Source organism: Mariniplasma anaerobium, assembly GCF_016865445.1.
GTDB classification, from domain to species: domain Bacteria; phylum Bacillota_I; class Bacilli_A; order Acholeplasmatales; family Acholeplasmataceae; genus Mariniplasma; species Mariniplasma anaerobium.
On sequence record NZ_AP024412.1, the window covers coordinates 1,076,500 to 1,094,562 of the forward strand.

Annotated in this window: 25 protein-coding genes; all 25 read right to left on the bottom strand. The window is 32.4% G+C overall.

The features are described from left to right. The 25 genes from MPAN_RS05110 to MPAN_RS05230 all read right to left on the bottom strand — a co-directional run bounded on the left by MPAN_RS05110 (window position 1) and on the right by MPAN_RS05230 (window position 17,926). Entirely contained in the window at window positions 1-567 is a 567-nt protein-coding gene (locus tag MPAN_RS05110; RefSeq protein ID WP_176239580.1) for a major tail protein, read from the bottom strand. Further along, window positions 568-903 carry a hypothetical protein gene (locus tag MPAN_RS05115; protein WP_176239581.1) on the bottom strand — a complete coding sequence of 112 codons (336 nt, stop codon included), beginning with the start codon at window positions 901-903 and terminating at the stop codon, window positions 568-570. Beyond that, window positions 903-1,292 (bottom strand): HK97 gp10 family phage protein, encoded by a 390-nt coding sequence (locus tag MPAN_RS05120; RefSeq protein ID WP_176239582.1) that lies wholly within the window; start codon window positions 1,290-1,292, stop codon window positions 903-905. The genes MPAN_RS05115 and MPAN_RS05120 overlap by 1 nt, the downstream gene beginning before the upstream one ends. After that, on the bottom strand, window positions 1,273-1,608 hold the full coding sequence (locus MPAN_RS05125; RefSeq protein ID WP_176239583.1) for a hypothetical protein: 336 nt from the start codon (window positions 1,606-1,608) through the stop codon (window positions 1,273-1,275). The genes MPAN_RS05120 and MPAN_RS05125 overlap by 20 nt, the downstream gene beginning before the upstream one ends. Further along, entirely contained in the window at window positions 1,598-1,894 is a 297-nt protein-coding gene (locus tag MPAN_RS05130; RefSeq protein ID WP_176239584.1) for a phage head-tail connector protein, read from the bottom strand. The genes MPAN_RS05125 and MPAN_RS05130 overlap by 11 nt, the downstream gene beginning before the upstream one ends. A 41-nt stretch (window positions 1,895-1,935) precedes the next feature. Then, window positions 1,936-3,069, bottom strand: coding sequence for a phage major capsid protein (locus tag MPAN_RS05135; RefSeq protein WP_176239585.1), 1,134 nt, complete (start codon window positions 3,067-3,069; stop codon window positions 1,936-1,938). 14 nt (window positions 3,070-3,083) lie between these two features. Next, complete coding sequence (locus MPAN_RS05140) at window positions 3,084-3,677, bottom strand: HK97 family phage prohead protease (RefSeq protein ID WP_176239586.1); 594 nt, start codon at window positions 3,675-3,677, stop codon at window positions 3,084-3,086. Then, window positions 3,658-3,882: a hypothetical protein gene (locus MPAN_RS05145; protein ID WP_176239587.1), complete on the bottom strand. Its 225-nt coding sequence runs from the start codon at window positions 3,880-3,882 to the stop codon at window positions 3,658-3,660. The genes MPAN_RS05140 and MPAN_RS05145 overlap by 20 nt, the downstream gene beginning before the upstream one ends. Then, complete coding sequence (locus MPAN_RS05150) at window positions 3,866-5,083, bottom strand: phage portal protein (protein WP_176239588.1); 1,218 nt, start codon at window positions 5,081-5,083, stop codon at window positions 3,866-3,868. Before MPAN_RS05150 ends, MPAN_RS05145 begins: the two co-directional genes overlap by 17 nt. A gap of 19 nt (window positions 5,084-5,102) precedes the next feature. Beyond that, window positions 5,103-5,726 carry an AbiU2 domain-containing protein gene (locus tag MPAN_RS05155; RefSeq protein ID WP_176239589.1) on the bottom strand — a complete coding sequence of 208 codons (624 nt, stop codon included), beginning with the start codon at window positions 5,724-5,726 and terminating at the stop codon, window positions 5,103-5,105. 32 nt (window positions 5,727-5,758) lie between these two features. Then, a complete protein-coding gene (locus MPAN_RS05160; RefSeq protein ID WP_176239590.1) occupies window positions 5,759-7,402 on the bottom strand; it encodes a terminase large subunit in 1,644 nt (547 codons plus the stop codon). Further along, the gene (locus MPAN_RS05165) at window positions 7,399-7,722 is read right to left on the bottom strand and encodes a hypothetical protein (protein WP_176239591.1); all 324 of its coding nucleotides are present in this window, start codon (window positions 7,720-7,722) and stop codon (window positions 7,399-7,401) included. Before MPAN_RS05165 ends, MPAN_RS05160 begins: the two co-directional genes overlap by 4 nt. Further along, window positions 7,712-9,691, bottom strand: a complete 1,980-nt coding sequence (locus MPAN_RS05170) for a P-loop NTPase fold protein (protein WP_176239592.1) — start codon at window positions 9,689-9,691, stop codon at window positions 7,712-7,714. Before MPAN_RS05170 ends, MPAN_RS05165 begins: the two co-directional genes overlap by 11 nt. Before the next feature lie 104 nt (window positions 9,692-9,795). Further along, on the bottom strand, window positions 9,796-10,908 hold the full coding sequence (locus tag MPAN_RS05175; protein ID WP_176239593.1) for a hypothetical protein: 1,113 nt from the start codon (window positions 10,906-10,908) through the stop codon (window positions 9,796-9,798). A 53-nt stretch (window positions 10,909-10,961) separates the two neighbouring features. Continuing rightward, window positions 10,962-11,246, bottom strand: coding sequence for an HNH endonuclease (locus MPAN_RS05180; RefSeq protein ID WP_176239594.1), 285 nt, complete (start codon window positions 11,244-11,246; stop codon window positions 10,962-10,964). Further along, complete coding sequence (gene metK / locus MPAN_RS05185; RefSeq protein ID WP_176239595.1) at window positions 11,233-12,363, bottom strand: methionine adenosyltransferase; 1,131 nt, start codon at window positions 12,361-12,363, stop codon at window positions 11,233-11,235. The genes MPAN_RS05180 and metK overlap by 14 nt, the downstream gene beginning before the upstream one ends. Window positions 12,364-12,401: 38 nt before the next feature. Beyond that, the gene (locus MPAN_RS05190; protein ID WP_176239596.1) at window positions 12,402-12,701 is read right to left on the bottom strand and encodes a DUF6329 domain-containing protein; all 300 of its coding nucleotides are present in this window, start codon (window positions 12,699-12,701) and stop codon (window positions 12,402-12,404) included. Then, window positions 12,698-13,075, bottom strand: a complete 378-nt coding sequence (locus MPAN_RS05195) for a hypothetical protein (protein WP_176239597.1) — start codon at window positions 13,073-13,075, stop codon at window positions 12,698-12,700. The genes MPAN_RS05190 and MPAN_RS05195 overlap by 4 nt, the downstream gene beginning before the upstream one ends. 77 nt (window positions 13,076-13,152) lie before the next feature. Next, window positions 13,153-14,364, bottom strand: coding sequence for a DNA modification methylase (locus MPAN_RS05200; protein WP_176239598.1), 1,212 nt, complete (start codon window positions 14,362-14,364; stop codon window positions 13,153-13,155). Beyond that, complete coding sequence (locus MPAN_RS05205; RefSeq protein ID WP_176239599.1) at window positions 14,303-14,824, bottom strand: hypothetical protein; 522 nt, start codon at window positions 14,822-14,824, stop codon at window positions 14,303-14,305. Before MPAN_RS05205 ends, MPAN_RS05200 begins: the two co-directional genes overlap by 62 nt. Window positions 14,825-15,027: 203 nt before the next feature. Then, window positions 15,028-15,453, bottom strand: coding sequence for an RNA polymerase sigma factor sigma-70 region 4 domain-containing protein (locus tag MPAN_RS05210; RefSeq protein ID WP_176239600.1), 426 nt, complete (start codon window positions 15,451-15,453; stop codon window positions 15,028-15,030). Between the two features lie 279 nt (window positions 15,454-15,732). Continuing rightward, window positions 15,733-16,524: a Lin1244/Lin1753 domain-containing protein gene (locus MPAN_RS05215; RefSeq protein ID WP_176239601.1), complete on the bottom strand. Its 792-nt coding sequence runs from the start codon at window positions 16,522-16,524 to the stop codon at window positions 15,733-15,735. Further along, window positions 16,511-16,717 carry a helix-turn-helix domain-containing protein gene (locus tag MPAN_RS05220; protein WP_176239602.1) on the bottom strand — a complete coding sequence of 69 codons (207 nt, stop codon included), beginning with the start codon at window positions 16,715-16,717 and terminating at the stop codon, window positions 16,511-16,513. The genes MPAN_RS05215 and MPAN_RS05220 overlap by 14 nt, the downstream gene beginning before the upstream one ends. Then, window positions 16,714-17,664, bottom strand: a complete 951-nt coding sequence (locus tag MPAN_RS05225) for a tyrosine-type recombinase/integrase (RefSeq protein WP_231756738.1) — start codon at window positions 17,662-17,664, stop codon at window positions 16,714-16,716. Before MPAN_RS05225 ends, MPAN_RS05220 begins: the two co-directional genes overlap by 4 nt. After that, entirely contained in the window at window positions 17,657-17,926 is a 270-nt protein-coding gene (locus tag MPAN_RS05230; RefSeq protein WP_176239604.1) for a helix-turn-helix transcriptional regulator, read from the bottom strand. Before MPAN_RS05230 ends, MPAN_RS05225 begins: the two co-directional genes overlap by 8 nt. Window positions 17,927-18,063 lie beyond the last annotated feature (137 nt).

An 18,063-nucleotide genomic window follows, 5' to 3' on the forward strand; every position in this document is an offset into this window, starting at 1 on the left:
TTAAATGAATGTTGGTAATCCTGGTGTAGTCGTAAGAAAAGATGGATAGTTTGTATCCCCTACGCCTGCAATAACTCTGAGAATCAAATTATTTCCGGATTCAATTGGTCTAGCTGTAATGTTTAGTGTGATTGAGTTTGCCTCAATGGAATCCGCTTTAGATTTACTTGCATCACCTGATGGCGTCGCTGTACATAAAAAATACCAAATGCGTCTAGCTTTGATATCACCTTGAATTTCATATCCTAAAGCAAATGTCTTTGTTTCACTATTTACTACCTCTACTAGGTTTCCATTAACATCTTCTAATACACCAAAGATGTCCTTTTTAAATACATCATCGATTTCTGTAAATTTTAGTGTGACTGTTGTACCTGAATTTGATACCAAGGTCGCGATGACTTTATCATCAGCATACACTTGTGTGCTACCACCGATTGCTTCAGTCGTAATCTCTTGTGCTCCTTCTAAGCGTTTAGGTGGTGCAAATGTCCAACTACCATCTTCTGCTTGTGTAGCGAGCGCATAGTGAACGTTTGTTAAACCAAATGTAACTTTATTGCTCATTTAAAAAACCTCCTGTTTGATTTCATATACTCTGTTGACTGAACTGTCTTCATTGACAAATTCAGATAATAATTCAAATTCATATCCCATAAAATATAGGGACGCTTCTAATTGTTCCTCTAAACCTAAATTCTTCTTTTCAGTAATTAAACTAACTTGAAAGGTTGCTACTTTCGCAACCACTCGATCATCAGCATAGACTATCGCTCGATTACTTAATTCTTGATAGATGATGTAATTTCGATCTTCTTCTAATCCATCTCTGGTTCCATAAGATACCTTACCAGGTAAAACAGAATTCAAAGTATCAAATAAAGCTTCTAATTTTTCCTGCACTAAACATCACCTTTTTCAATAATTCTTTTAATATCTTCTAACATTTTAGGAGTTAGCAAATCATAGGCTGGCCGCATAAATGGTCTTGGTCCTACATATTTTCCACTGCGATGTGTAAACCCAAATTCAAGTAAGTGTGTCAGTTTCCCTTTTTTATTAGAAAAGATAAAGATTGTCTTATTGATTCCGCTACCTTGAGGTTCAGCAATAAAAGAATCAGCAAATGGTTTTGAACCACCACTTCTTGGCGCGTGCGTTTTAATGTACTTCACAATTTCCTGTGCTGTTTCATCCAGTCGTTTTTCGAGCTTCACAATAATTTCTTGTGCATAGTCATCTACCATACTAGATATAGCAGCACCTAAATCATCAAGCGTAACCAATGACATCACTCTTTCTGATTTTCGTTTTATTCAAATAGAGTTCAATAAACTGTCCTATCTGATAGGTTCGTTCAATCTTGTATATGACATCAGAAATATCTGCATATTTACTGTTGTCATATAAGAAACTTTGAATCTTGAGTGCAATATCAATCTTGATGTTTGATCGCTTACTCTCATAATATTCATTTGATGTAATACTAAAATTGATACCTATCACTTCTTTTGAATGTTGAAGTTGATAGGTTGAAGATCCAATAGAATTTTGAACCAAATCCATGGTTAGCAATTTTAATCTGATATTTGGTGAATTAGGATACATTTTCTTGTGCTCCCTTTGTTAATGCAATTTGACCGACCAACATATCAAATGTCTTTGGTAGTTCTTTTGCACTTCCATCATTTTTGAAGCCAAAAAATGTCTTCACATAAATAATAATCACCGTGCTAACCATTGGATTCGATTCGTCATTAATATAAGAAGGATCAATCCCACAACTTATCAGATATGCTTTGCAGCTACTAATGTGAGTTGATAACTCATCGTCAGCATATGATTCTGACAGGGGGATGAGTAGTGCTTTTTTAACAATGTCTAATATCGCCATGAGATCAATCCTTTCTTACCCTATTTAACTATCTACTGTTATTAGATAACAGCTTTCTTTTTGATACGTAGGAATCCGTTATAGCCCACTACGTTACCACCCGTGAATACTGATGCTTTGTAGCTGATGATTCCATCTTTAAATTTGTAATCTGTTGATTTGCCAATTTCAACTGATGAGAACACAGGCACTTCATAGTTCTTAAGTGCACCATAGGCAATAACATATTCACCAGCTGCAGTATTGCTGTCAGAGACCGCTTTACAATGTGAGTTGATGATATAAGGAATCCCATCGATTGTTTTGCTCACATAATCGATGGTATGAACTTTGCGACCTTCTTGAGTCTTAAGTCCTGCAAATGCGCGTAAGTCATTCTTATTTAAGATAAGAACTGCACCACCTTCGATTTCTTCATCTCCACCATAGGCAAAGACGATGTCATCAAGTGTTTGATCAGTGATCGCTTCAATTTCAAGTGCTGCTTTATCTGCAAGTGCAACGGCTGCATCACTAAAGATTCCAGTGAATGTATTGGTTGTTCCTGCACCACGTAAGATTTGTTCACTGATTTTCTTTTTGAGTGAAATATTGATATTACGTAATACTTCTGCTTGGTAAGGAATAGAAGGCAGTTTTTCTAACTCTTCAGTAATTTCTGTATAAGCAGTAATCTTTACTTTAGAAATCGTTAAATATCCAAATGCAGGTTCAGTTTCACTATAAGGTTGTCCTTCAAGTGTCGTTCCAGCAATGCCATTGCTTTTAACAAATGATTTTTTGTAAGTTTCTCCACCATTTAGATTGATCACATTGACGCGATCCACAAGCGTTGATACTTGAGCAAATGGAATAGGTGCTAATCCAGAAGCTGTGTGTTCGGTTAATAAAATCTCTTCACTTGATACTTGGATAACACGATTTTCACGTAAACTAGCCCCACGCTGTTCTAGTTTCTCTTTATCGATTTTATTTCTGTTATCGATTACAATCGGTTTTATTTCTGTTTTAGTTGCGATTGCCATTTTCTTATCAATCACACCACGTTCTTCTTGAAGCACAGTTGTTTCAGTTTCTAGTGTTTCAAGTTTGGTAATCTCTGTTTCGTTATCAACAAGACCTCTGATTTCAGTCAGTCTTGATTCGATTTCTTTTCTTCTTAATTCTAAATTCATCGTTATTCTCCTTTTTAAATTCGTGTTTTAATTTTAATACGTTTTTTAATAATAATTGATTTTTTTTCTTGCTCTTCTAACTCCATAGCCTTTAGTTCTAATTCCATAGATTCTAAAGAACGAGCATATATACTAGTTGCATCATATGCCGGTGTATCCACAACCGACACATCATACAAGCGTTCTATCTTTGTAATAGTCCTTTTTGGTATTCTACCTTCACGATTCCATACTTGTTCATCAACAGTAAAAGCAAAACTCATTTTATCTAGCAATCCACTTCTGACCATCTTGTAGATGTCTTGGTTCGTATTGGTATCGAGTAATTCAGCACGAACTTTTAAACCAATATTATCTACGGTTAGCGATAAGGATTGGTTCTTGGTTCTGGCAATAATTAAAAAGGAGTCCATATGATTGTATTTCATAGGAACATCCTTCATTTTAGTATCACTTAGTGCTCTAGAATCAATTTGTTCTATGAAGCCATATTCTTCATCACCTATCAGAGTTTCGTTATTAAAGACTAGTGCATAACCTTCCAAGATCATTTTGTCATCTTCCTCATGAAGGGTAACATCTGCGAGCCTAGTTTCCTTGATCATCATTTCTGACCTCTACTTTCTTTGATTTGGTGACTGGTTGTTTATCAGTCTTTTGATATTCATATTCAAGCTCAGAGTCCTTATAGAATAAAGACTCTAGCTTTTCCTTTTTACAATAATCATCAATGATAATTGTCTTTTGTTTTTGTGTCTCCAAGACGACCTTAAGTGCATCTTCAGATATCTTTCCATTAACTGTTATTTTCATCTTTAGATTCCTCCGTTCCTACTTGATATTGATTTGCTTTATCGGCATCGACAAAGTTTAATGATTGAAGTCGTTTGTTTCCACCTTCAATAGGTTCTAATCCTAGCAAAGCTCTTGATTCATTGAGTGACATGATTCCTAAACTCATCAATTTTTCAATAGCAGTTACTTTAGTATTCCATGATGCATATTGAAGTCTTTCACTAAAGAAGATGATTTCTTCTCCACGTTCTATTTGATTATCTGTAAGTAATCCTAAAGAAAAAGCCTCGCTTAATTGAATAGCAAGAGGCTCAATGGTTGATTCGTAAAATGAGTTGAATTCTTCTTCTGTATATTTGCTTGTAAATATTGGAACAGATACTCCAAAGTAATCTAAGATCTTTGACTGTAAAAATTCAAGTGTTTCCTTTTCGATAAGCTTTGGATCCACGTTCAAAGGAATATATTCTGATTTAAGATCTATTGGAATAATAGAACTTCCTTTGACATTCATTGATTCAGATAATGCAGCATCAAATAATTCTCGTTGTTTCTTCTTATCTACTTCTGATAACATCCCATTCATCTTGATGATTCCACGGATCTGCATAGATGACTTAATCGCATTATCTATTCCTTGGAGTAAACTATCGTTGATTGAGATTGTTTTAAGGATCGCTTCATGATCACCCGATGATCCTGTTCCACCAAAGATATCATTTTGTCCATAATGTCTTCGCAAGTGGATTATATTATCATATGGCAAAGTATACGACTCTCCATTATCAAACAGAAACTTAATGAAATAAGCATCCGATGTGTCAACAATCATCTCAACTGTCACTGGCCTTAATGGATAGACACCTTTAAGCCCTCCAGTTTGTTTATCAAATTTAGGATAGATAAATGCATTATCATTCAGTAGCAACAACGTAATTGTTTTATAGATAAAATCATAAGGAGTCATAATTTCATTCGGTTTATATTTCAAAAGAAAAGACAGTCGACCTTTCTTCTCGGTTACTGTCTTATCGTTTTCAGTTTTTATAAATCTTGGTTTTAGTTTTGCGCACTGGCTAGCCACTCGATCAATACATATCTTAACCACATCACTATTTGATATATTGTTTCCAAATGGTGTATAAAATGTATTAAGATTACTTATTAACTGGAGTGCATCGAATGATCCGGTTTTGCTTTTTCGTTTAAATATCGCCATATAATCACCACATTCTATATTATCTTGACCCTATCAATTTATTTATTCTGTCTTTAACTAAAAAATCTATATCCAGATACTCGTTTAGTGTATGCTTAAAACCAAATATCTCTAAAAGTTCAATATAATATTTTACAGTATCTTGAACTAATGGTATTAGGTCGTTAGCCAAATCAATGGAATCATCTTTTAATTTTGGTTTTTCTGTAATTGGAACTGTTACAATATGTGCGTTTAGTTTATTTCTAAATTTTCTGACATGTTCCAAAATCTTATTATATTTACCTAGAATATTTTTATTAAATTCAATACGTGTTTTTTTAACTCCATCAGCTAACTCTGGCTTATAATTATTATCAAGTATTAGTCTGAATAATTTTTGAATGTTCAATGAGGATTTCCCTGAATTATCTAACAATAATTTGTAGAGGGTAATATGCAGATGTTCAAAATAAATCTGTGAATGGTATACTGCATAATTCTCTGTTTTTGATGAATATCTATTCAAAATATTTTGAATCAAAAACCCGATAGTTGCTTCTGCCAACATACTAATTTGATATGTAAATACATTTTTTAGAAAATTATCAATATCTTGATTTGTAATCTTAACCTCAGTATTCAAATTTGATTTATTCTTCATATTTATACCTACCTTTAACATTCTTAAGTAAATTATAACATATTCTCATAATCAATTTTATATCTGTTTAAAACAACATATGCAATTATTAATGCAACTGTTCCATCAATACGCTTGTATTTTGAATTTAGCTTTGATGGTTGAATGTTACCATTCAAGTCTACTTTGGCTTGAGTGTTTGCAAGACACCATTTTAAAATGGGATTATTGTTATAAATTACAAGGCTGTTTTTGAGATCTGCTTCAAGTTGCTTCATTGGTTCAGAGAGAGAATAGATTCCTTGTCTTACTTTTTCCATATTGAATCCTAGGTCTTCCATTTCTTTTATCCAGTACTGTGAATTCCAAGGATCAAATCCAACCCATAAAGGTCTGATACCATATGTCTGTATTATCTTCATGAACCATTGAGTAACTAAACTAAAATCATTTTGGCTTCCCTCTGTTAAAGTAACCAGTCCCCTTTTTACCCAAATATCATAAGGAACATTATCTTCAGTTATTCTTTTTTGCAAAACTTCACTTGGCATAAAGAAATGTGCTAACACGAACTTCTTATTGCTGTCTTTTTTCTGAATTACAAGAATTGCTGCGGTAAGATCTGTTGTTGAAGATAAATCAACACCACCAATTGCATAGCTATCTCTTAGATCATCGATATTATAGGTTTCATCATTGTTCAAATCATCAAAATTTAACCAAGAACCAGAATCTGCTTGTTTAATATTATAGTCTTTACAAAGCATTGTTACTCTAGTTGATAAGTCATGTTTTGATTTATTCATTACATCTTCTAGGTAGCTATTTAACTTTACAACTCCTATACTAGGATTTGATTTCTGCCATGTCTTTTTATCCTCGTATATCTCGTTTACTGAGTCTTGCGTATAAAGCCAGGGAAGAACTCTTTCATCTTGTATCTCACCTTTAAGCATCTTACGACTATAATCAAGTTTACTATCTAAAAAACCACCGACTGTTGTCCCTTCGGTGGTTATGATAAATATTAGAGGTTCTTTCTTTGTAGATTGCGATTGTTTGATCGCATCATAGACTTTTGAATCTGTCATTTCATGAACTTCATCAATACATCCCACTTCGATGTTATATCCATCTTTATTTCTAGATTGAGCTGATAATTTCTTGATCTTGTTTTTCGTTTTTGGAGAATAGATGTAAAAGATGTTTTTCTTGCTTCTTGTTTCCTTTGATAATGATGGAGATTGCTCTCGCATATTATTAATTTCTTCAAAAAGAATGTTTGCTTGTTCTGTTGTATTAGAAGCACAGATAATGTCTACTCCACCTCTTGAAAGAAAGAACTCAGCAATATCTAATCCGGCAACAAAGGTGGTCTTACCATTCTTTCTAGCGATCAACAATATAACTTCATTAAATCTTCTAAGTCCAGTATCAGCCATTTTGAATCCATATGCAGTTTGAATAATTGCTTTTTCCCATAACTCAAGAATAAATGGCATCCCATTAAATGGTGATTTTGTATGCTTGCAAAATGTCTCAATGAAGCTTATTCTTAAATCTCCTGGTTTCATATCAAATATGTATTTAGGGTTATCAAGATCTTTTACTAAATCATCAAGCTGTTTTTTGAGTTCTTCACCAACAAGAATATCCCCATTCTCTATTTCTTGATAATATTCAACTAGATAGTTCATTCACTAGCTCTCTTAAGAAATTCATCAAATGCATCTTCTCCATCATCTACTTGTGTTCCTAGAATAGTATTTAAGGTTTTGATTACGGTTCCATAAGAATTCACAAGTTTTGTATAATACTTGGCAGCTTCAGTTTGTCGTTGAGAACCTTTAGTTGATATTTGAACTGCTCCAAACTTTCTAATTTGTTCTTGAAGTTTATCAAGTTCCACTTTCATGAATGCAGCTTGATATATCAAATTATCTACTAGTTCTTTCTTTGATTCATCAACCAAAGAAAAAAGCGACTTAAGTCGCTTATATTCAATATTAAGTTCCATTTATTTGTTTATTTTCACTAATTATATTAATTTTTTCTTCTAAATATGAAATGAATTTTTTCATTGAGTATACCAAAATATTTGATTTTACTTTAGATACACCTTCAGATAAATTCTTCTTTAATTTAACTAGATTATCAATATCGTTCTGAAAAAATTCATTCAAATTTGAAAAGCTATACACAAACTTAAATGCTTGATAGACATTTGATAAATCTTCTGCTGTACCAGCAATAATTAGATTTGCTAACTGATCAACATCAATTAGTGAGACGAAATTTTTTTCAGTCGTAAATTTCCATTTTTTTTCTTCATCTCTCAAATTACCAAGAAATTCAGCAGACCATTTGACGTTCTTGAAGAAAGAATTAATAGATTGATCTGTAATACTCAAATTATGATTTTCAACCTCCTCGTGTAATATATCTAGATTTCTACTCATCTCTTCTTTATTTTCTGGCCAATATGAAATATGCAAATTTACTCCAAAATCTTGTGCAACCTTTTCTTTGTATTTATTTATATTAGAAATCATAAGTTTGATGATTTCACCTATATCAATTTTAGTTTCATTGAATATATCATTATATAAATATATATAAGACAATAGAGTCGGATAACTTTGAATGTTTAAAGTGTTGTTTTTTAACATTTCTAGTATTTCTCTTAGTGAACTCTCAATATATTCATCTTCCTTATCTAACCAATATGTTTGTAATTGTTTTAGGCTATTTTCTATCTCATTTCTGAACTCGGAAATCAAACTATCAAAATCAAAAAGTTGCAATGCAAACACTTCATAATCTAATTCTAACGTATTTAGATATTCTCTAATAATCTCATTTATACTATTTACTACTGATTGAGGAACATTTTCATTGGTACTATTAAATACTCTATAAGGATTTTCATTCAATTTATCAACTGGGTTTTTCAATTCGAGTGAACAATAAAATGTATTTTCAACAATAATGTCAATCAAATCATCAAAATTCTTTAAGTCAAGTTCAGATATAGTATCATAGAGTTGATTAAAAGCATGCTTTGAAAAAATGAAGGTTCTTAAATTGCTACAATTTCTTTCAGTGTAAATTCTTTCAATGAAATCTATATTTCTTTTAATAATATCATTTCCAGCAAGTACATAAAACAACTCTTTGATCGGAGGTGCAAATTCAAAAGTATATCCAATTAGTTTCTCTTTGATTTTATCGTACTTTTCATATGTAGAAAATAAATACTCAATTTTCTTTGAAATAGTATTTAAGTTTGTCGTAATTAAACCAGCATCAAATATTTCTTTAACTTCAGATTCTTTAAATAAAATTGAACGATATTTATCTTTCTCCTCATCATCAATAATTGGCAGCTTTAAATCCTTAACTACTTCTACCTTTTCTACGAAATTATCAACAAAAAATCTTTTTTTAATTTCATCTTCATTCCCTACAACAATCGTTTTAATGCCATATTCTTCAACAAAATTATTTATACAACCCATAAGTTCAATAGTATCAATTCTTGAACGTTCCAAATCATCAAATATAAGTATGATTTTTTGTAAGGTTATGTATTTCCAATAATCCTCAATTTTAGGCATAGTTATGTAAACTTTAGATAGTAACATTGGAATTAAATTTTTAGCGGTTGCAATGGCAGTATCTTTTGCATATTCAGTAGCAATACTCTTAGATTTAAATGGGAATCTGTTCCTGTTTTTATTAATTCTATTTTCAGCAATCAATTTTGAATATATTTGTTTCGCTATTTCATCGACATTTACTACTCCATAAAGAGAAATATAGATTACCTTGTGATCATATTGTGTACTCATATGGCTAGTTAATACATTTTTGACAAAATAAGATTTACCACTACCCCATTTTCCGTTAATAAAAAACGCATTGTTCAAATCTTTATCTTGCATATAAAAATCTATAGATTTCAACACATTATCATAGTATTTCATAATTTTTCCTTCCATTTCCGGATTTTCAAAAATACTGCCTTGCGAATATTAATTGTCCCCTAGCGCGGTACCCTTTGATATAATTTTTGATGAAGATGGGGGGATTACAATTCCATTAAATAGTCATAAAGCGACATCCCTTTGTTATTTAGGTCACTTGCAAGAACTGCATTGTCATACTTTTCTAATCTCCCAAAAAGACTTCCCTTATCAAATAAATCCTCTATATCTTCTTCAATGATGGAAAGATTTAAATTACCATCATTCGTTATTGGGTACCTGAACTGGTCTGAGTTCAAATCTTGCTCATGAATTTTTTCGAGCACCCCTTTTATATTTTTTAGTTCATCTACATCTGATAATTCCTCAGTCGAACCAGCACCAGCTTTCAGCTCATCTAAAATTGAAATAACTTTGTTCCACAAGCCAATAATAGAGTGCGTTTTCTTTCTAAATATTTTAAATGATTCTTCATTCATAATGTAAAAGATAATATCTTTGAGTACTAATTCAATTGATAATCTTTCAAAATACAATCTTTGAATATAGTAATCATCATACTCCATTAAGAACTCAGCAGCTTGATTAAAACCATTCATTTGATATCTAAAACTTTTAGATAGACCACCTGTCCCAATTGTAGAAAAAGTACTATATTTTACCTGGGTTTCAGATACAAAATAAACTGGTTTAGAATTCCCTTTAAATTTAGGTTTATTGTCATTGATTATCAAGTCAAACAAAGAGTTCGCAATCTCAAAAGAGTTATAAAGTTTATTTAGATCAATCCATATTTGATTCTCAAAATTATAATCACCGTATAATCCAAATGGATATCTAAAATAGTCTGAAAACGGATCAATCTTGTTAATATAGTCAATCAGTTTATCAAATTCATCGATGTCGACTTTACTGCAGACTATAATATGTTTCGACTCTGCAAATAAACTAAGTAAATTATGTTTATTTGTTTTCAACATTGCTAAAACATCTTCTTTTTCACTACACTCATCAATTAGGACATGTTTTAATATTAATTCTAAACTATGTCTGAAAGAATACAAACATGGAAATATCAATTGATCTAAGTGCTTTGGTGTTGGTTCATTAATCATTTTTTCAAACAACATTTTTGACGTCTTAAAGAACTTAACACCCATTTTCATAAACTCATTTGACACATTATTCTTCCACACATTAAATTCATAATCACTCATATTATCACAACCTTTTTTATAATTATACCAAAAATGAATTATAAAAACGAGGCTTATTTACGAATCATATCACCATTTGAATCAAATTCTATTGTTGGACTAAATCTCTTATGTTCTTTGTTATGACAATCCTTACATAAAAATTCTAAGTTTTCTTGATTAATACTAATAGAAGCATCTCTGACATTATCAATTGTTAATCGTTTCTTATGATGAACTTCTTCACCTAGTTTACCACAGCGTTCACATAGTCCGTTGGCTTCACGAATCTTGATTTCTCTTGCTACTGCCCAGACACTTGACTTGTAAAAATTGTGGATTACCTTAGGTTTTCGCATATAGTTCTCTCAATTGATTAATCTTATCATCTACGTGTTCCCAGCGAACTGGAAGATCTTCTCTACCGAAGTGTCCATAAGCAGCTAACTCTTTGAACTTGACTTTATCCAATTCAAGTTCTTTTCTTATATTTTCAGGTTTAAAGTTAAAAACATAATTAACTAATGATGTGATTTCTTCATCATCTGTAACGCCAGTATCAAATGTATTGACAAGTACACTAACTGGCTTTGCTACTCCTATTACATATCCTAAGCTAACTTCGCAATGTGTGGCCAAACCTGCCCCTACAACGGCTTTTGCAACGTATCTGGCATAATAAGCCGCACTGCGATCAACCTTGCTTACGTCCTTGCCAGAGAAAGCGCCTCCACCATGTCTTGCATAGCCACCATAAGTGTCAACAATAATTTTTCTACCAGTTAATCCTGAATCAGCATATGGTCCACCTATTACAAACTCTCCAGTAGGATTTATGAGAATATCTGCTTCAACTAATGTATCAAAATCAAAAATTTTAGTTAATACTTCATTGATTATGATATCTTCAATAAACTCTCTATCAAGACCTGGTTTTGTTTGTGCAGATACAACAATGGTTTGTACTTTGATTGGTTTTCCATCTTCATAACCTACAGACACCTGGCATTTACCATCAGGACCAAAGATGTGAGAGTATTTTTCTTTTCGAATCTTGTCTACTTCTTTTGATATTTGATGTGCGTACATGATTGGTAGTGGCATGAATTCTTGTGTTTCATTACAAGCATAACCAAACATGATCCCTTGATCACCTGCACCTTGTTCTTTGCTGTCGCTTGAATCAACACCAAGTGCAATATTTGGCGACTGCTTACTTATCTTTTCTAATACAACAAACTTCTCATCATAACCAATCTGTTTTATTGTATCTTTTGCTATTTGAGAATAATTGACAATCGCAGTAGTTGTTACTTCACCGAATACAAAAATCAAATCATCTTTGATTGCTGTTTCAACAGCTACTCTTGCATTCTTATCTTGTTCTAATATTGCATCTAAAATTGCATCACTGATTTGATCACATACTTTATCAGGATGTCCGCTAAATACTGATTCGCTTGTTACTATTTGCATATCTTCACTCTCCTTTTTATATAACGAAAAAAGGAGCCTTAGCTCCTAATTGATGTTTTTGGCAAATATGCTGTGTACCTTGCGTAATGATATCCTTCGCTTTCAACAAGGATTCCAAAGTCATGCTGTTCTGATGTCACCAAGATGCAATGGAATGTTCCATCTTTATCGCAATACATTAATTCAATGTTTTCTTTAATGAAATCATAAACGTCTAATGGATTCTTGATGAAGGTTTCAAATAAGTCCGGTTCAATCAATACTTCTTTTTCAATCACAAACTCATCTTGTGGAATGAGTTCATAGTTCACTGCTTTTCTAATAAAGTTTGCTTTCATTGTGTAATCTCCCATGCTGTATAAACTGATCTATAAGTACAATCCCATGTATCAAGAATCACTCCATCGATGCAAGCTGTAATGTGTCCAGCCATTTTTAAGATGTAAGTTCCCTTTGGATGTAGTTCTGTAAAATCAGATCCTTTAATTCTTGGTTCACCTTTTACTGCTTTGAATATCAGTCTTGGATTACTCTCTAAATACTTATACAAAAACAGTGTGTCTTTGTATCCGGAAAATCCTAGCTCGCGTTTCTTTTGATTTAATTCTCTTCGACATTCTAAGTAATCTTTATTGGTTGCTGTTGCGATTGCTCTAACAACACAATCTCCTGTTTTGATTCCTTTTGGATGTGCATTAAACTCTTTGAACATTCTTTTAGTCTCCTTTAGTATAATTTTGTTACTCTATATATCACTCTAAAGGCACTAAATAGCAAGTTATATTTTCACTATAGTAACAAATTCTCAAACAATTCATAATGGCTCAATGGAGACCTTTTTCCGTTTCGGATTAAATAGCAATCTTCTATCGATTCACTATGTCTGATATATCTTTTGACGATGACATCAACAAATCTTTCATCGAGTTCCATTAAGCAGCTTTTACGATCAAGTTGATCAGCTGCGATTAATGTTGAACCAGAACCACCAAATAGATCTAGAATTGTTTCATGTCTTCTGCTGGAGTTTGCGATTGCTTTTCCAACAAGCTCTAAAGGTTTCATTGTGGGATGTTCTTCACTCTTCCTAGGTTTGTTATAGTTCCAAATTGTGTCTTGAGTTCTATCATCAACAAAGAAATGAGCTGCACCTTCTCTCCAGCCATAAAGAATAGGTTCATGTCTCCAATGATAGTCTTGTCTTCCGAGTACTAATGCATTCTTTTCCCATATTATTTGTTGTGCGTACTTAAAACCCGCTTCAAGATACGATAATAAAAAATTCTTGAGTTCTGTTGCCGCATGACAAACATAGATTGCTCCACCTGGTTTTAAATTATCATACATATTTTTATATGCATTGTATAAAAAAAGATAGAAGTTATTATCTCCCATCTTATCGTTTTTGATTTTACCAGCAGTTCCTTCATAGTCAACGTTGTAAGGTGGATCTGTAAAGACCATATCCATCGTTTGGTTATCTACTAACTTATTTACATCTTCGCTTTTTGTTGAATCTCCACACATGACTCTATGATTCCCAAGGATATAAACATCCCCTAGTTCGCTGAATGGAACTTCTGGAATCTCATCTTCTATATCGAAATCATCATCAGAAGCATTATCTGGAAGTAATTCTTCTAATTCCTCAAATCCAAACTGAAGCATATCCATATTAATAAAGGAAAGCTCCTCTTCCAGTTTTGAAAAATCCCAAGTTGCAAGTTCAGCTGTTTTATTATCCGCTAAGCGAAAAGCTTTGATTTGTGCCTCATTTAAATCATCTGCGATTATGCATGGCACTTCTTCTAAGCCAAGTGACACAGAAGCTTTTAAGCGTGTGTGTCCGGCTATAATGACATTATCACTTGTAATGACAATCGGAACTTTAAAACCAAACTCCTTAATTGAGTTAGCTACTGCTTTTATTGCTTCATCATTATTTCTTGGATTGTTTTCGTACTCTTGGAGTAATGAGACTTTCTTCATCACGATATTCATTCATCCAAACCTCCTCGCCATTTTCTATGCGCTTAGCCATAAGTTCTATTTCTACTTTCTTTTCGTTATACTCAATGCCAAACTTTGTAATGAGTAAATATTTAATTGCTGATATATCTGGTAGTGATTGTTTCTTGAACTTTGTAATTCGTTTTTTAGTTCCCGTTTTTGTTTCCTCAATCACAGTTTGTGTTTCTTCATATTCAAAACCTATTGCTCGTTGATAAATAGCGTCAATAAGATTTTGTTTTAATTCTTCATCGCCAAATTGAAAAGCGTCATCTAATCTTTGATGCACTTTTCTCAATTTGATAATCGTTTTTTCAGAAACACCTAAGTATTCAGCAACTTGTCTTTGAGTAGCTCTTTTTGACGTCATTTCTGAGATTGCTTTTAATTTCGTCTCTAGATGTCCAGATTCTTTCCAGCGCTCATATGTATCAAGCATTTTTCCTTTCACTTCAAATCACTCCAACTGTTTATAAACTAAAATAATCCACAGTTGAAATACTACAAGTATCTCTGCAAAAACAAAAAAAGAACTCATTTCAATGAATTCTTCTTGTTTCTAGGCTGGTCTCATAGCCAGTATTCCATATGTTTACACTTTTCTTATTATAATACTATCACACCCTTGACAGTTTCACAATTTGTCATCCCTGCTCAATCTTGCCTTTTTTTAGGAAGAACGATTTGTGCTAGTGCTTTTACATGCCATCGCCTTACTGTCGCTGATGAGTAGACCAGGTTTTTTGCAATTTCACTCCAGCTTAACCAATCGATATACCGATAGATCAGAAGCATTTTTAATTTCGAATCTTCGAGTTGATCAATCACACAAATGATCTCTCCTTTAATGTTTGGAAGCTTTCTTTTCATTTGTGTAATCAGTTGTTCGTTTTCCAATGTTTTTTGTATCCATTTTTCAAATGGTGCCTTTAAGCTTTTTGTACCATCTACACGTATCTGATCAAAGCTTATTCCAGGAATCGAGTTTGCTAACCGTATGAATTCCTCTGTTTCTTCTTGCATCAGTTTAATCTTTTGTTTTGTGTAGTAGTATCTGCTCAGGTAATCTCTTACTTGCATCTCTATTCCTCCTTGATTTTACTTAACACATTAATTTTTATAATCATTCTACAAAGCAAGTAAAAACTGTAATTGTTTACCAGTATAAATCCAAGTTTCTATGGATATCTGTTTTAACTCACTTTTTATAGGGTGGTGTTATACATTTCATGAAATCCTTGTTTCCTCATAAAAATGCTTGTTCAATACCATGCACTAAGGCATATGTTTTCGCATGGTCATTACTATGAAATATCTCTCATATCACTGACATTCACATCTATTAGTGACACCACATTTTTAAGAATTAAGTAGTGATTTAAATAGATCTTCTAATGATGTGTTACTATGTTGTTTTGTTAAGATTTCTAAATTATTGGTTATTGACGTTTCAAAAAATTTATAACGATCATCAATCTTCGTATTTGATCTTGATGCATAATTGCACAAGTACCTGACTGCCCTATATAACAAATCCCCATCATAACTATGTAATAGGTCTTCAAAGAGTTCATTGTATTTATAGATGTCTAAGGAGTACTCATTAATATAGCGGTATTCGATCAAACAACTTGTTAGGTAATGTTTTTTAGGCGCATGTTCATTGATGTCTTTAATCCTTCGCTCTTGTATCTTTTGTTTCTTTGGTTTCTTCTGTTGGTCTTTTTTTACTTCTTCAATGATTTCATTGGGAGTTTCTGGTTCATCTATTAACCAATACTTCGATAAATCTTGATTTTTACGACTTCTTGTCGCTACTAGGAACCTCTTTTGGATGCCTTTGGAAGTAATGATGTTTTGATTTAATAGATCCTTATCAATCAAATCAATGTAAGCTAAATATAAAATGATTTCTTGGAGTTTATTTTTTCCATTGATGTATTTCCCACCAATACCATTAAGAAGAATATAAGAGAGATCTGTTGTGGATGCTTCAAGGTAATAGCCATTCATAAAAACATTAGTGAGCACAAGTAAATAAGACATAAACCCGAGCGGTCCATACCGATGCATCAGTTTAATGATTTTTGCATCACTAAAGATATTGACATCTAAATTGAAGAAATCTAATCCAAGACTACTTTTTGACATAACGTGGATACTCCACTTCTGATAACTGTTTTAAGAAATCATCAATTTGTTTTTTTGAGAAACGCCATTTATTAGCAATTTTGACTCCATTAAGTTTACCTATACTAATGTAGGTGTAAATTGTTCTTGGTGTGACACGTAAACTAATAGCAACCTCATTAATTGTATAATGAGTGATATCTTCTTTTGTCATTTGTTTTCCTCCTCCTCTTCATCAAATAGATAATTATTGATACGAAACTCTGAATCATCGTTGATGCGGTTGATGTTATGCGCATAAATCAAAGTCGTTTCGATATTCTTGTGTCTTAATAGTTGTTGAGTGGATTCTAGTGTTCCACCCGCTTGTAGATTTAAATAAGCAGTTGTATGTCTTAACGAATGCGGTGTATGTTTTGCATTATAGATACCAGCTTCTTTCATCAAAATCGTAATAAACCTTCTTAATGTATTTGATGATAACTGCTGGCAACTAGATGTTTCTCCATGAGTAACAAACAAATACCTGGAATTATCTCTTCTACGGTTTAGATAATCATTTAACGCATCGGTTACTTCTGCAGATAACTTTACAAAGGTATCTGCACCATCTTTTCCTTTACCGTGGACATATAGAATCGAATACTTAAAGAGCTTCGATAGGTCTGCTTTTGTTGCTCTTACAACTTCGATAGAACGAACACCTGTAATAATCATCAAAAGAATAATTGCATAATTACGATAGCCTCTTATATCGGTTTTACTTTGTTTAGCAACTTCTATCAGTTTAAGGGCTTGTTCTTTATTAAGAGGTTCTTTCTTGTAATTACGATCAATCTTTGCGCCTTTTATTTTCTCTGCAATATTAAACTGATAAACATCCTCAAATTCATACTGTCTTTGATTGACTTTCAACCATTGATAAAAATTTCGGATGACTACGATTTGTTTTTGGATTGTATTGGCTCTTAATCCTTCTTCCCACATTTGTTCTCTGTAATCAATGATGTCAGAACGCTTTGCGTATTGGATGTTATGCCTTTTTAAATAGCGAACATAACGTAGTAGTAAAGCCTTATAGCTATTGACACTATTCTTCTTGATATCTAGGTTTTCACAAAACAGTTCGATCAACGGTTCTAAAGGATGGGCTTTAATCATTCAATTGGTCCTCTAGATATTTTTCTTCTAAATTGTACAAATCTTGTAGATCAATTGATAGTAAGGTCGCAAACTTATACGCAGTCTTTAAGGATAACCTTTGTCCTTTTCTACCGTTTTCAATCATTTCATAATAATTTCTACTCATTTCAATCATCTCAGACACTTGCAACATCGTGTATTGATTCTTTTTTCTGAAGTTATATAGATATTTTCTTTGCATTGAACTGTAGTGAAATGCTTTTATCTTTCCTTTATCCATTTATCTTTTACTTCACTTCCCTTTACTTTATAGATTTTTAGCTTCAAAATTGGCCAATTTTGATAGTTGTAACAAACACAAAAAGTTGATTTTCATCAACTCGTTCTTAGCGATTGGGAATTGTTTACGCCATATCA

Bases quoted from the DNA above. Each gene is read 5' to 3' on its own strand.
- MPAN_RS05110 (WP_176239580.1), bottom strand. From the start codon at position 567: ATGAGCAATAAAGTTACATTTGGTTTAACAAACGTTCACTATGCGCTC.
- MPAN_RS05120 (WP_176239582.1), bottom strand. From the start codon at position 1,292: ATGTCATTGGTTACGCTTGATGATTTAGGTGCTGCTATATCTAGTATG.
- MPAN_RS05125 (WP_176239583.1), bottom strand. From the start codon at position 1,608: ATGTATCCTAATTCACCAAATATCAGATTAAAATTGCTAACCATGGAT.
- MPAN_RS05130 (WP_176239584.1), bottom strand. From the start codon at position 1,894: ATGGCGATATTAGACATTGTTAAAAAAGCACTACTCATCCCCCTGTCA.
- MPAN_RS05135 (WP_176239585.1), bottom strand. From the start codon at position 3,069: ATGAATTTAGAATTAAGAAGAAAAGAAATCGAATCAAGACTGACTGAA.
- MPAN_RS05140 (WP_176239586.1), bottom strand. From the start codon at position 3,677: ATGATGATCAAGGAAACTAGGCTCGCAGATGTTACCCTTCATGAGGAA.
- MPAN_RS05145 (WP_176239587.1), bottom strand. From the start codon at position 3,882: ATGAAAATAACAGTTAATGGAAAGATATCTGAAGATGCACTTAAGGTC.
- MPAN_RS05150 (WP_176239588.1), bottom strand. From the start codon at position 5,083: ATGGCGATATTTAAACGAAAAAGCAAAACCGGATCATTCGATGCACTC.
- MPAN_RS05155 (WP_176239589.1), bottom strand. From the start codon at position 5,726: ATGAAGAATAAATCAAATTTGAATACTGAGGTTAAGATTACAAATCAA.
- MPAN_RS05160 (WP_176239590.1), bottom strand. From the start codon at position 7,402: ATGAACTATCTAGTTGAATATTATCAAGAAATAGAGAATGGGGATATT.
- MPAN_RS05165 (WP_176239591.1), bottom strand. From the start codon at position 7,722: ATGGAACTTAATATTGAATATAAGCGACTTAAGTCGCTTTTTTCTTTG.
- MPAN_RS05170 (WP_176239592.1), bottom strand. From the start codon at position 9,691: ATGAAATACTATGATAATGTGTTGAAATCTATAGATTTTTATATGCAA.
- MPAN_RS05175 (WP_176239593.1), bottom strand. From the start codon at position 10,908: ATGAGTGATTATGAATTTAATGTGTGGAAGAATAATGTGTCAAATGAG.
- MPAN_RS05180 (WP_176239594.1), bottom strand. From the start codon at position 11,246: ATGCGAAAACCTAAGGTAATCCACAATTTTTACAAGTCAAGTGTCTGG.
- metK (WP_176239595.1), bottom strand. From the start codon at position 12,363: ATGCAAATAGTAACAAGCGAATCAGTATTTAGCGGACATCCTGATAAA.
- MPAN_RS05190 (WP_176239596.1), bottom strand. From the start codon at position 12,701: ATGAAAGCAAACTTTATTAGAAAAGCAGTGAACTATGAACTCATTCCA.
- MPAN_RS05195 (WP_176239597.1), bottom strand. From the start codon at position 13,075: ATGTTCAAAGAGTTTAATGCACATCCAAAAGGAATCAAAACAGGAGAT.
- MPAN_RS05200 (WP_176239598.1), bottom strand. From the start codon at position 14,364: ATGAATATCGTGATGAAGAAAGTCTCATTACTCCAAGAGTACGAAAAC.
- MPAN_RS05210 (WP_176239600.1), bottom strand. From the start codon at position 15,453: ATGCAAGTAAGAGATTACCTGAGCAGATACTACTACACAAAACAAAAG.
- MPAN_RS05215 (WP_176239601.1), bottom strand. From the start codon at position 16,524: ATGTCAAAAAGTAGTCTTGGATTAGATTTCTTCAATTTAGATGTCAAT.
- MPAN_RS05220 (WP_176239602.1), bottom strand. From the start codon at position 16,717: ATGACAAAAGAAGATATCACTCATTATACAATTAATGAGGTTGCTATT.
- MPAN_RS05225 (WP_231756738.1), bottom strand. From the start codon at position 17,664: ATGATTAAAGCCCATCCTTTAGAACCGTTGATCGAACTGTTTTGTGAA.
- MPAN_RS05230 (WP_176239604.1), bottom strand. From the start codon at position 17,926: ATGGATAAAGGAAAGATAAAAGCATTTCACTACAGTTCAATGCAAAGA.